Below are 12,929 nucleotides of genomic sequence, written 5' to 3' on the forward strand. Positions count from 1 at the left end.
CGGTGTTGTTATTCTGCAACAAGCCATCAGATGTTCTTGAAAACTAACCCGTCCACTGTGGCCACCTTGCTGACCGCTTGGTAACGGGCTGTTGCGCCAGCGCTGCGTTTAAACGCTCGCGCGCAATTCTTGGGCTAAACGCTGATGCACTTCCGTGTCGCGAGCCCATGCAAAAGCTCAAAGGGGCATTTAAATGTCGAAATACATAAGCGGGGCGTCAATTGGCGCACTCGCGGTCGCAATCGCTTCGCCTGTGGCGGCGCAAGATGCTGATCAACCAACCGCTGAAGAGCGGCAGGGCGGCGTCGGCTCTATCGTTGTTACCGCTCAACGCCGTAGTGAAGACCTTCAAGACGTGCCGGTTTCAGTGTCTGCAATCGGTGCAGAACAACTTGATGAACTCAACATCGACACTTTCGAAGATTACCTTGACCAAATCCCGACTGTGACCGCAGGCGGCAATGGTCCGGGTCAAAGCACAATCTACATTCGCGGCCTCGCATCCACGACACCCAACATCACCGTTGCTGGCGTTGCTGGTCTTGCCCCGAACGTTGCTCTCTACTTGAACGATCAGCCGCTTTCGCAGCCTGGCCGTAACCTTGACGTCTATGCAGCTGACCTTGAGCGGATCGAAGTCCTTTCAGGCCCGCAAGGCACGCTCTTCGGTGCGAGTTCACAAGCTGGCGTTGTGCGTCTGATCACAAACAAGCCCGACCTTTCTGGCTTTGATGCAAGCGCATCTGCAGGCATCTCCTTCACCAAGGGCGGTGAAGCGAGCTATCAGGGCGAAGTCATGATCAACGTGCCAGTGAGCGATACATTCGCGCTGCGCGGCGTCGTGTATCTCGACGATCAGGGCGGCTACATCGACAATGTTCAGGGTACCCGCGATCTGACTGAAAGCGCGCGTTTCCGTCCCGAAGGTTTCGTTCGTGAAAACGGCGTTCCGGTTTCTGCAGTGCGTGCTGGCTTCCAGTCGACCGCTGACCTGTCAAACGTCACTTTCCTGCAAGCCGATAACGCCGGCCTTGCGCAGGACAATTTCAACGACACCACTTACGCAGGCTTCCGCGCCAGCGCATTGTGGGAAATCACCCCTGACTGGACCGTCAGCGTTTCGCATCAGCGCCAGAGCCTCGAATCCGACGGTGTGTTCTTTGCAGACCCCGAACTAGGCGGACTTGATGATCTAGAGATCGAACGCTTCGAAACGGACCGTCTCGAAGACGATTTCTCGAACACCAGCTGGACTGTCGAAGGGCGCATCGCATTTCTCGATGTAATCTACACAGGCGCGTACACTGACCGTGAGAGCGAGCAGCGCGCCGACTACACCGACTACCTGTTTGCAGGTCAGTACCTGCCTTACTACATCTGTGATGGCTCAGTGACCTATCCAGGCGCTGCTGATCCAAGCGGCACGTGTCAGGCACCTAACCTCTACATCAATTCGCTTTCGAACACCGAAGTGTTCACGCAAGAGCTGCGCTTCAGCACTCCTGACGATTGGCGCGTTCGGTTCCAAGGCGGTGCGTTCTATTCCGATCTCAGCCTCGAAGAGCGTGTGGACTTTGCCTATCCGGGCAACGTTGCTGCTGCGCCATTTGGTCCGTTTGCGGAGAACTTCCCGCAGACAACCGGCTTCTTCTCTGATCCCGGACCGTTTCCGGCAGACACAATCTTCCGCAACGATATTCGCCGTACAGACGAACAGTTCGGCATCTTCGGTGAAGTCAGCTTTGACGTCGTACCGGACCTGCTTTCGGTGACATTGGGCGCGCGTTATTTTGATGTTGAAGTTGATTTTGAAGGGTCCGCAAATGGCTCCTTCTGTAACTCCGGCGGCACTGACCAAAACGCGTTCGGCACCAACATCTCTGATCTGTATGACGGAGATGGGCAGTTCACGTTTATCGGATCATGCAACCCAGCATTGCGCCAGACATTCGACCTGAATGACAGCCTAGCTGACATTGAAGCAGCTGGCCTATCGTCAGCCCAAGCACAGCAGGTCTTCAACGCCCTGCGCGCACCTGATGTGGCAGAAACGAGCGGCACGATCTTCAAGGGCACAGTAACTCTGACGCCAACCGAAGACCTGCTGTTCTATGCGACCTATTCGGAAGGTTTCCGTCCTGGCTTCCTCAACCGTCCAGGCGGCGCTGTGGGTGCTGGCGGATTTGTTGTCCCGTTTGAACTCGAAACCGATGAAGTGAAGAACTACGAACTTGGCTGGAAAATGGACCTGCTTGACGGTCAATTCCGTTTCAATGGTTCGGCCTTCTTCGTCGATATCTCGAACCTGCAAACGCAGATCTTTGACCCTTCGATCACCAATCTCTTCTTCTCGTCGAACGCGGCGGATGCAGAGATTTATGGTGTTGAGGCTGACTTTACCGTCGCTCCTTATGCGACACCAGGTCTGACCTTCTCAGGCGCATTCTCGATCCTTGATACAGAGATCACGGAAATCCTGATCCCAACCAACGATGTGATCGCGGGTGAAGAACTGGCGTATGCTCCGGGCTTCCAGGGCAATATGCGGGTTCGCTACGAATGGGATCTCAATGATAGTCTTGAGGCCTACATTCAGCCACAGATGACCTACTCGTCATCAAAGCTCACCGACATTATCGAAATCAACAAGATTGAGCTCGACAGCTACACCACATTTGACCTGTCGGTTGGTGTGAAGGCTGAACAGTGGCGCTTTGAAGTGTTTGGTGAAAACCTCTCTGACGAACGCGCCGAAATCTCTGGCATCTTCGGCAATGATCGCGAGCGCATCATCACCAACCGCCCACTTACGGTTGGTATGCGCGTGACGTTCGACTACTGATCGAAACCACTGCAAATGAAAGCGGCGGGCGTGACACTTGTTCACGCCCGCCGTTTTGCTGTCTAGGGCCCAATTATGACGCGTGAAGAACATCTCCATAAAGCGCAAAAGGCGCTGCAGTCCGGTCAGTTTGAAGCCGGCTTGGAAATGGCAACTGCATTGCTGGTAGACAATGCTCGAGACGGCGAAGCGTTGTACATGGCAGCGGTCGCTGCGCGGTACTTGAAACGTCACGAAGACGCTGCGCAACACCTCTCTGCTTTGCATGCCGCTATGCCTGAATACGGCCGCGCTTGGCAGGAGGAAGGGCACCTGGCTTTGGCCCGCGGCGATGGCGCAGGCGCACTTGCGGCTTTCACTAAGGCCACGCGGTTTAATCCAGCGCTTGAGGCGAGTTGGCGCGAACAGGCACGCCTCAACAAGCTCGCAGGCAATATCGGCGAGGCGCAGGCTGCGAACGCTCAGCTGCAACGATTGGCAGCGCTCCCCAAGGAATTGCACGCCGTCACGAACCACCTCGCCGAGGGGCGTTTGGTGCGTGCAGAGGAAATTTGCCGCCATTTCCTGAGAAAGAACCCGCGCAATGTCGAAGGCATGCGACTGCTGGCTAAGATTGGTATTGAGCTGGGCATTCTGGATGATGCGGAATTCTTGCTGGAAAGCGCGGTCGAGTTTGCGCCCGATGATGTGCAGTTGCGATTTGACTATATCGACGCGCTGCGTCGCCGTCAGAAATCAGCGGAGGCGATGGAGCAAGCGGAGCTGCTTTATAAACGCGACCCGACAAACGCGCTGTTCCAATCAAGGCTCGCCATCGAATGCATCCAGATGGGCGACTATGACCGCGGTCTTGAGCTGTTCGACAGCGTGCTCGAAAAGCTTCCCAATGATCCTGCGAGCCTGACCAGCCGGGGCCATGCTTTGAAGACCAAAGGAGACCGATCAAAGGCCGAGGCGAGCTACCGCGCAGCTATCGTAGCAAAGCCTGACCACGGCGATGCCTACTATGCCCTCGCCAATCTCAAAACCTATCGCTTTGATGAGAATGAAGTCGATGCAATGCGCGCGCAGGCTGACCGCAGCGATCTTGCCTTTATGGACCGAGTGCACCTCAACTTTGCGCTAGCCAAAGCGCTTGAGGATGCAGGCGATCATGAGGCGAGTTTTCACCACTACAACGAAGGCAATGCGCTGAAACGCGCGCAAACGCGCTACTCAGCGGATGCGATGACCAAGGAGCTTGCGAGGCAGAAAGAGTTTTGCACTCCAGAATTGTTCGCCAAGCATGATGGTGCTGGCCACCCTGCCCCAGATCCGATTTTTATTCTCGGACTACCGCGAGCTGGCTCCACACTGCTCGAACAAATTCTCGCCAGCCACTCACAAATAGACGGCACATTAGAACTTCCTAACATCCTCGCTCTCGCCCATCGCTTGCGTGGACGCAAAGCTGGCCAATCGCTCTATCCGGAGGTGTTTCATCAACTAAACGCCGACCAATTGGCGAAGTTTGGCCAAGACTTCATCGAGAACACCCGCATTCACCGCGCCGGTGCGCCGTTCTTTATCGACAAGATGCCAAATAATTTCCGCCACATCGGCCTGATCCACCTGATCCTGCCCAATGCAAAAATTATCGACGCGCGGCGCGCTCCTATGGATTGCTGCTTTTCAGGCTTCAAACAGCTCTTTGCCGAAGGGCAGGAGTTTACGTACGGCCTGACCGAAGTGGGGCGGTATTATTCCGACTATGTCGATCTGATGGACCATTGGGACACCGTTTTGCCGGGCAAAGTTTTGCGCGTCCAGCATGAGGATGTGCTAGATGATTTAGAAGGGCAGACGCGGCGAATGCTCGACTTTTTGGAAGTGCCGTTTGAACAGCAGTGCCTCGATTTCCACAAAACCGATCGGGCCGTGCGCACTGCTTCCAGCGAGCAAGTTAGAGAGCCAATTAACCGCAAAGGCCAGGACGCATGGAAGCCGTTTGAGCCATGGCTTGGTGAACTAAAAACAGCTCTGGGTGAGCACCTTTGATCTAGCGGCGGGGTATAACTGGGCATTCACCCTAAGCATTCTTCCGAGGATTAACTCCACCTCTTATCTGGTGCATTCTACCCTCCCCCGTCCGTCGTCCCTCACGCCATACCCAGATTGAGGCAGCCGCGGCGCTTTCGCAGCGGAGACACCAATGCCCAAACTATTTTCCTTTGCCTCGGCATTCAGCAAGAATGCAGTCGAGCAGGAGGTGATGCCAATAGAAGTGGAGGAAGAGGTCACTCCGGCACCAGACATGGAGGCAGCTCAAGAGTCCTCCCCAATCGGCGGAATTTCTGGCAGTCTTGACGAGCTCATGCATCAAATGCAGCACGCCCGTGCACATGCAGATCGCTTACTGGATGAGATGTCTAACCTACGCATCAAGGCGGAAATGGCGGCGCAGCTTAGATCTGAAAATCTCAAGCTCGCGCAGCGCCTGAATGTTAGTGCGCGCGAAGTGTCAGAAGAAACGCAAAAACGCTCTGAGGCGGAGCGCGCACTGGCCCGTAGCGAAGATAATCTGTCGCGCGTGGCAACCCGGCTCGAAATGGCCAGTAAGGAAGCCAAGACTCAAAGCCTTGAAGTCGAACGCACACGGGACATGCTCGATAGTGTAACAGCAGCAATGCGTGAAGCTGAGCAAGAACTCCAAACCCAAGTTGACGCACGAAGAGTCGCTGAAGTTGAGGCTGCCAGTCTGCGAACCACTTTGACTGAGCGAGACAGTGCGCTGCAAATTCTCGCTGCCAAAGAAGCGGAATTGAGGCTTCAAGCGGAAAAAGACAAAGCAGAATTAGTTGATGCGAATGATACGCTAAGTCGGACACATCGCTTACTAATGGAACGCAAGGCACAATGCGAAGATCAGGCAGATACTATCTGGCAGCTGGAGCAGCAGTTTGAGGCAACAAAGGAGGAATTGCAGGCATTGGAGGCCAAGCAATCTGATCTCAAACTATCCTACGACGCACGCATCTACACATTGAATAGCGGCCATGCGCAAGAGAAAGAGGGTCACCGGATCACTCGCAAGCTTCTCGATGAAATGCGCGCGAGCTCTCAAGACTTGGCCGACGAAAACAAATACATCAAAGATCAAGCAGCTTCATTGGCTCAAGAAAACCAGCAAATGAAGTTGGAGCTTGGCAACACCCGGAGCACGATCCGCGAATATAGCGAACGGCTAAAGGAGTCGCATCTTCGATACACGATCGCTCAAGACGATGTGCAGCGTCTCGAAAGCTCCGTCGATAAGGCGAGTAAGGAAGCACGGACGCTCAAAAGGCAGGCTGAAAGAGCGGAACGACTGACCCGCGAAAACACCGAGTTGCAGGTTCGAATTTCTAGCCTTCAGCAAAGTCTGGAACGCTATCGCCAATTGGGCGATCGAGACAAAAGTAGCGACACCCCAATCCCACTTAGAGGGGCCAGAATTGGGGGACTTCGAGTGGTTGAAAAACAGAGCATCAACACAAAACCGCAGGCTAGCTAAGCTTCAAACACCGGGGCCGATCAATCCATGTGCTTTAGGCCAACGCGTAGGTAATCCCAACCGGTGACGCAGGTAAGAACCGCAGCGGCCCAAAGGCTGCCCAACCCAATCACGTGAACCCAGCTTTCTGCGAGCGTTTGACAATCGGGACCCGGCGCCTGACACGGTTGCCCATGCACCGCCCCGCCAAGTATCAGCGCTCCCAGAGCCACCAGCTGAAATGTCGTTTTCCACTTGGCAAGCTTCGTCACTGGGACCGATACCTGAATGCCTCCCAGAAACTCCCTCAAACCTGAGACCGTGATCTCTCGGATAAGGATCACTGTGCCCGCAATGACATGCATGTCGCCTACATAGGGGCCGCGCAGATATCCTTGCGCGGTCAGGATTAAGATCACTGCCGCGACCATGATTTTGTCAGCAATCGGATCAAGAAAGATGCCGAGTTTCGACACGGTACCTTGCGCACGGGCGAGATAACCGTCGAAAAAGTCAGTGATTGCAATCACCGCATAGAGCACAAAGCCAATCAGATAGCCCAACTGCCAATCGGGCCACCACAGGAAAAACCCGAGCAAAGGCACCGCGAAGATGCGCGAAAGGGTGAGTATGTTGGGCAAAGTAAGCATAATCGTCTCTACGCGTCCCTTAGCCGCTTGCGCTCAGTAGCAAAACACTAACTCTTGTGGCGATACACAATTGCAATCCAACCATTTTGCGGGCTTGTGCGGTTTCAGCGGATCGCTATGTCTGCACGAAGGGAGAAATTGCGGGCACCGCATACACGCATGACAACAACAACACACCTGATGCGCCAAAAGCGTTTTTTGCCGCTGATGGTCACGCAATTCTTCAACGCCTTTAACGACAACCTGTTCAAGACCGCATTGGTCCTGTTCGTGGTTTACTCTGTCTACAATGACGAAAAGCAAGAGGCGCTGTTTAGCGGCGTCGCGTCATTCATTTTCATCATGCCGTTTGTCTTGATGAGCGCTTTGGCTGGCCAACTTGCCGATTCTCACGACAAAGCGCGGATCATTCGGATCGTTAAGCTGTGCGAAATTGGTTGGGCCAGCTTGGGCGCGATCGGTCTCTTCATGGCGTGGCAGGGAATTGCGGTCGATGCGATTGCCATTCCACTACTTCTATTCGTGGTATTTCTGGCAGCTGCGCAATCTGCCTTTTTGGGACCAATCAAATACGCTATTTTGCCACAACACCTTAAAAAGGAGGAAGTTCTTCCGGGTACAGGACTTGTCGAAGCTGGGACTTACATAGCCATTTTGCTTGGCACGATCCTCGCTGGTTTTATCGAAATTGAGAACGCGATCATCCTTATCGTGATCACGGCTTTCGTCGGCTACTTTGTCTCGCGCTGGGTGCCTGATGCTCCTCCACAGGGCAGCCATGAGGTGCATTTCCCACTCTTGGAACCTTTCGCTGAAAAAGTAAGAAATCCGGTCGCACGCTGGCTGGGTTTCATCCCCGTTGCGATTGCTGATCAGGTCCTCATGAGCTGGCGATTGGTCGATAAGACACGGCACAATCGTGAGATTTGGTTCGCTATCATCGCTATCAGCTTTTTCTGGACCATCGGCGCTGTGCTTTTCATCCAGTTCCCTCCTCTAGCCAAAAACCAATTGTTGGCGACACCAGAGGTTGCAAGCCTGTTTCTCGTGATTTTCTCAATTGGGATCGCCATTGGCTCTGTTGCCATCAACGCGCTGCTTAAGGGCGATGTGTCAGCCCGATATGCACCAATTTGCGTCATCGTAATGGGCGCATTCCTCATCGGTTTCTACTTTGTCTGCCGTGCATGGATACCAAACGAGGCCGGAGAGCTACTACCGATCCAACAGTGGATCTTGGAGCCGCTCGCTATTCCACTGTCCTTGATCTTGCTTGGAATCTCGACTGCCGGCGGGATGTTTGTCGTGCCGCTCTATGCATTCCTAACAACGCGCTGTGCGCACGATGCCGCATCGCGCACTATCGCCGCCAACAACATCGTCAATTCGCTCGCAATGTTGATCGGGTCTGGCGTAGCAATCGGCCTCACCGCTTTGGGAGTGCCCGTCGCAGAGCAATTACTGCTCGCAGCTGGCATGACGGCAATTTCAGCGTGGCTAGGATGGCTTTTACTTAAGGCCGAGCGCGAAGCTGCAGCCGCAACCGCGCCCGCATAAGATTACATAATGAATACGAGGATCGCAGCTGTTGTCGCGACATAGGTGCTGGCTGCACCGCGCACATCTTCAGCCGTCAGCCGCCAAAGACTTTCAGCGGGAATTTCGTGCAAATCTTCGCGAACGCGTGGCGGCAATATGGCACGAAACGGATGTTTTGCACTCTCATCGGTTAGGACAAGACCGCGGCGTTTGCCGTCAGCTTCGTGTGTATCAACCGGGCGCTGCACCATTGTGCTGGAAAGACTCGCATAGCTCATGGGAGCCTGAGTTAACGTTTTCTTAACCTTTGGCGAGACTGCCCTTTGCACTGCCCAAAAGCGGGACAGTAAGCATGGCTTGTGGTTAATCGACTGACCGCCTAATCGCAGTAGTAACAGGAGAAACTACCGCCGTGACAAACGCCGCTCAGACCGCCGCTGAATTGCTTGTAGATTGCCTTGCCGAACAGGGCACAGACCGGGTCTTTACCGTCCCGGGTGAGAGTTTCCTTGCGGTTCTTGATGCTTTGCATGAGCGATCTGACATCGAAACCATTACATGCAGACAAGAAGGCGGCGCGGCCTTCATGGCCTGCGCAGATGGAGCAATGGGAGCCGCAGAGGCAGCACGGCCCGGCATCGCATTTGTTACCCGTGGTCCTGGGGCGACAAATGCAAGCATCGGCGTGCATGTAGCCCACCAAGATTCGCAACCAATGATCTTGTTTGTTGGCGATGTCGCGCGCCCAATGCGCGATCGGGAGGGCTTTCAAGAGGTCAATTTCGAGGCGTTCTTTGGCCCGATTTGCAAATGGGCTGCGCGCATTGATGATCCGGCACGTGTGCCAGAATATATTGCCCGGGCGTACTCGGTCGCGATGAGTGGCCGGCCGGGTCCCGTCGTCCTCGCTTTGCCCGAAGATATGCTGTGCGACGCCGTTGATCCAAATCTGAAACCACGTCCGATTGTAACTCGGCCCGCGCAAGCCGTCTGCCCTGATGCGATGCAAGCTCTATTCGCTCTGCTGGCCGACGCAGCAAGTCCTATCGCGATTATTGGCGGTGCGGGATGGAACACCAAAGCGCGCGAGCATTTCCAAACCTTTGCAGAGCGGATTGGTCTGCCCGTCGCAACGGCTTTTCGTCGCCAAGACGCGATTGATCCAGCCTCCCCGGTTTATGCCGGCAACCTGGGCTATGGCCCAAATCCAAAGCTTGTCGAAAGGGTGAAATCCGCAGACTTCGTGCTCGCAGTGGGTGCGCGGCTCGGCGAAGCCACAACCGACGGCTATTCCTTCCCGCTAACTGATCACCCGGAACAATTGTTGGTCCATGTCCATCCAGACCCCAACGAATTGGGCCGCGTCTACCTGACCGAGCTGGGCCTCGCCTGTTCGGTCGACGAATTCGCCGAAGCCGCCGCACTCTGGGAGGATGAAGCGATTATTCCGTTTGATGCAGGCAAAGAAGCTCATGCAGAGTGGGAGGCCTGGTCAACACATTCACCTTCTGCAACGCCGCCAGCGCTCGACATGGGCGCGTGCGTCACGCACATGCGCGAAACGCTGCCTGCCGATACGATTATCTGCAATGGCGCAGGTAACTTCGCGGGTTGGTGGCACCGTTACTGGCGTTATGCGGGGTATCCCACCCAGCTCGCTCCAACTGCAGGCGCAATGGGTTACGGTGTCCCAGCGAGCGTGGCTGCAGCTCTACGTTACAAAGATCGCACCGTCGTTGCAGTCGCAGGAGACGGCGATTTTCTGATGAACGGCCAAGAGCTTGCCACCGCAGCGCAATATGGCGCAAACCTACTCGTCCTTGTGATTGATAACGGAGCCTATGGTACAATTCGCATGCACCAGGAGCGCGAATATCCGGGGCGCGTGTCAGCCACGCATCTGGCCAATCCAGACTTCGCCGCGCTTGGTGCCGCCTATGGAGGTTGGAGTGCGACAGCCAATACTACTGATGAGTTCAAAGCGGCTCTTACAGAGGCGCAGTCGCGCCAAGGCCTGCGCCTGATCCACATGAAAATTGATGTCGAGCAATTGGCCGCTAGCGGAGCGACGATCAGCGGACTGCGCGCAAAAGCAACTTAGCTCACTCGCTATCAACCCTCAGCCATTTGGCAGATCAGTTCCCACTCATCCGCTTTGATTTTGGCTACCGACAACCGTGAAAACCTGACCAGTTCGCAATCCGCAAGACTCGGCTCTGCTTTGATCTGTTTGAGCGTTACGGGGTTTTCGAACTTGCGGTTTGGCTTGACCTTGACCGCAGCCCATTTGCCAGTTTCATCTGTCGGGTCGAGAATGTCGGCAACGGACACATCGCAGATCCCAACGATCTCCAGCCCCTCCCGCGAATGATAGAAGAAGCACTGATCTCCAACAGCCATCGCCTTCAGATTGTTTTTGGCCGTGTGGTTTCGAACCCCGTCCCACACTCCTTCACGTTCTTCTACAAGATCATCCCAACTATACTTGAACGGTTCTGATTTGATCAGCCAATAGTTAGGCACCGATAATTCTCCATCTGACCTACGCACATCAACGTAGCATATCTTAATGCGGGAGCGGCGCATTCGCCACCCCACGCACCGTCTGAGCTACAAATGGTATTAACTCTATCTTTAGTTTGACGCCGCATACCGCGCAATCTTGATGAGATAGGGGCACGCCGCGAAGGGTACGAGGCGAATACATTGGCAAACAACAAGAAATCAGGCACTTTGCGCAACGCAGATCGTGATCTTGTCGCGCTAGGGATTGCGACAGCAGCGATCATTTTGTTTGTTGCAACCGGCAGCTCTGTATTGCCCGGCGCTATTGATGCGATTTTCTATGGGACAAGAGGTCCCGACCATCTGCTCGTCAATGCCTTACTCTTGAACATCGTCCTTATTATCTTCGGTTTCCGGCGCTACCGCGAACTGCAAGAAGAGATCGGTGAAAGACGACACGCCGAAGAAAAAGCGAGAGCGTTAGCCGAAACTGATCCGCTAACAGGATGTCTCAATCGTCGCAGCATGTCCGAAGCCACTGATGAGCTTCGCGAAGTAGCGACCGCAAAAGGTCTTGCCCTTGCCTATTGCATGATCGATCTCGATAATTTCAAACAAATCAATGATATGCACGGCCATTCCGCAGGCGATGCCGTGCTTGTCGAAATGGCTCGTCGGATTAGCGAGCAATTGCCCAAACAGGCGCAACTTGCTCGATTGGGTGGTGATGAATTCGCGTTTGCGATGCCTTATGACCCCCAAACGCGTGATCGGATCGATGATCTTGTCATTCGCCTTTACGAAGTGATGTCGCGTCCGTTCGAGTTGGACGGGATGACACTGGATGCCACAATCTCAATCGGCGTTTCAAGCGATCACGATGAAAGTGGCTACAATCCGGAATTCGCAGATTCGGAAAAGCTCATGCAGAACGCCGATATTGCGATGTATCACGCAAAGAAGCAGGGCAAGAACCGCTATTTCTGGTTCGAGACCATGATGGCTAATGAGCTGCGTTTCCGCAATGAATTGGAGACAGGCATCCGTCGCGGTTTAGTAGAGAGCGAGTTTGTGCCGTTCTACGAACAGCAGGTCGATCTCGAAAGTGGCGAACTTGTGGGCTTTGAAATGCTTGCGCGTTGGCAATCTCAGCAACTTGGCACGATTAGTCCAGAAGTGTTCATTCCCATTGCAGAAGAGATCGGACTGATCAGCGATCTCTCCGATCAGTTGATGGATCAGGCCTTTGTTGATGCGCAGGATTGGGATGACAGCCTGACCCTGTCGATCAATATTTCACCCATCCAATTGCGCGACCCTTGGTTTGCGCAAAAGCTGCTCAAAATGCTCGTGAAACATAACTTCCCTGCTAGCAGACTAGAAATCGAGATCACCGAAAGCTGTCTGCACGACAATATCGGCCTCGTCCGCTCAATCATCATGAGCCTGCGCAATCAAGGCGTGCGGATCAGCCTCGATGATTTTGGCACCGGCTATTCCTCGCTCGAACAGCTGCGCACTCTGCCATTTGATCGTCTGAAGATTGATCGAAGCTTTGTGACTGAGCTCAACAAGCCGAACAAAGATTCAAAGATCGTCGATGCCATCGTTTCGTTGGGTCGCGGTCTCGACATGCCCATCACTGCGGAAGGCATCGAGGATGAGGCGGTTCTTGCGTCGCTCAAAAAATTCGGCAAGCTCAAAGGCCAAGGCTATCTTTATGGCCGTCCGGAAAGCGCCGAACAGGTGCGCAAGCGTTTAGCAACGATTGGTAAGCTGGCCGCTCCTGCGAAGGCTCGAGTTGGCCCCGCGGAAGGCAGCGATCAAGTCACTGAAGGCGCCGCACCGAGGCTTCCAAAAATCGTGAACATGTGAGCTTCCC

9 protein-coding genes are annotated in these 12,929 nt (G+C 54.4%); 6 read left to right on the top strand and 3 right to left on the bottom strand.

What is annotated here, in order from left to right; translation table 11 throughout:
- The first annotated feature begins 193 nt into the window (after positions 1 to 193).
- The 3 genes from AC0V6N_RS07405 (at position 194) to AC0V6N_RS07415 (ending at position 6,374) form a co-directional block, all read left to right on the top strand.
- Entirely contained in the window at positions 194 to 2,842 is a 2,649-nt protein-coding gene (locus tag AC0V6N_RS07405) for a TonB-dependent receptor (RefSeq protein ID WP_486170937.1), read from the top strand.
- Between the two features lie 75 nt (positions 2,843 to 2,917).
- Positions 2,918 to 4,879 (top strand): tetratricopeptide repeat-containing sulfotransferase family protein, encoded by a 1,962-nt coding sequence (locus AC0V6N_RS07410; protein ID WP_486170938.1) that lies wholly within the window; start codon positions 2,918 to 2,920, stop codon positions 4,877 to 4,879.
- A gap of 154 nt (positions 4,880 to 5,033) precedes the next feature.
- Positions 5,034 to 6,374: a hypothetical protein gene (locus tag AC0V6N_RS07415; protein WP_486170939.1), complete on the top strand. Its 1,341-nt coding sequence runs from the start codon at positions 5,034 to 5,036 to the stop codon at positions 6,372 to 6,374.
- Positions 6,375 to 6,394: 20 nt separating this feature from the next.
- Here AC0V6N_RS07415 and pgsA read toward each other — a convergent pair whose 3' ends face one another.
- Entirely contained in the window at positions 6,395 to 7,003 is a 609-nt protein-coding gene (pgsA, locus tag AC0V6N_RS07420) for a CDP-diacylglycerol--glycerol-3-phosphate 3-phosphatidyltransferase (RefSeq protein WP_486170940.1), read from the bottom strand.
- A gap of 159 nt (positions 7,004 to 7,162) precedes the next feature.
- Between pgsA and AC0V6N_RS07425 the strand changes: the two genes are divergently transcribed.
- Positions 7,163 to 8,560 (top strand): MFS transporter, encoded by a 1,398-nt coding sequence (locus tag AC0V6N_RS07425; protein ID WP_486170941.1) that lies wholly within the window; start codon positions 7,163 to 7,165, stop codon positions 8,558 to 8,560.
- Positions 8,561 to 8,562: 2 nt separating this feature from the next.
- On the opposite strand, the gene AC0V6N_RS07430 is transcribed toward AC0V6N_RS07425, so the two are convergent.
- On the bottom strand, positions 8,563 to 8,820 hold the full coding sequence (locus tag AC0V6N_RS07430; RefSeq protein WP_486170942.1) for a hypothetical protein: 258 nt from the start codon (positions 8,818 to 8,820) through the stop codon (positions 8,563 to 8,565).
- A 134-nt stretch (positions 8,821 to 8,954) separates the two neighbouring features.
- Here AC0V6N_RS07430 and AC0V6N_RS07435 point away from each other — a divergent pair, with 134 nt between their 5' ends.
- Positions 8,955 to 10,643 carry a thiamine pyrophosphate-binding protein gene (locus AC0V6N_RS07435; protein WP_486170943.1) on the top strand — a complete coding sequence of 563 codons (1,689 nt, stop codon included), beginning with the start codon at positions 8,955 to 8,957 and terminating at the stop codon, positions 10,641 to 10,643.
- A gap of 11 nt (positions 10,644 to 10,654) precedes the next feature.
- On the opposite strand, the gene AC0V6N_RS07440 is transcribed toward AC0V6N_RS07435, so the two are convergent.
- A complete protein-coding gene (locus AC0V6N_RS07440) occupies positions 10,655 to 11,065 on the bottom strand; it encodes an EVE domain-containing protein (RefSeq protein ID WP_486170944.1) in 411 nt (136 codons plus the stop codon).
- Between the two features lie 183 nt (positions 11,066 to 11,248).
- Between AC0V6N_RS07440 and AC0V6N_RS07445 the strand changes: the two genes are divergently transcribed.
- The gene (locus tag AC0V6N_RS07445) at positions 11,249 to 12,922 is read left to right on the top strand and encodes a putative bifunctional diguanylate cyclase/phosphodiesterase (protein WP_486170945.1); all 1,674 of its coding nucleotides are present in this window, start codon (positions 11,249 to 11,251) and stop codon (positions 12,920 to 12,922) included.
- Positions 12,923 to 12,929: the final 7 nt, after the last annotated feature.

This window comes from Erythrobacter sp. S57(2025), from assembly GCF_057365055.1.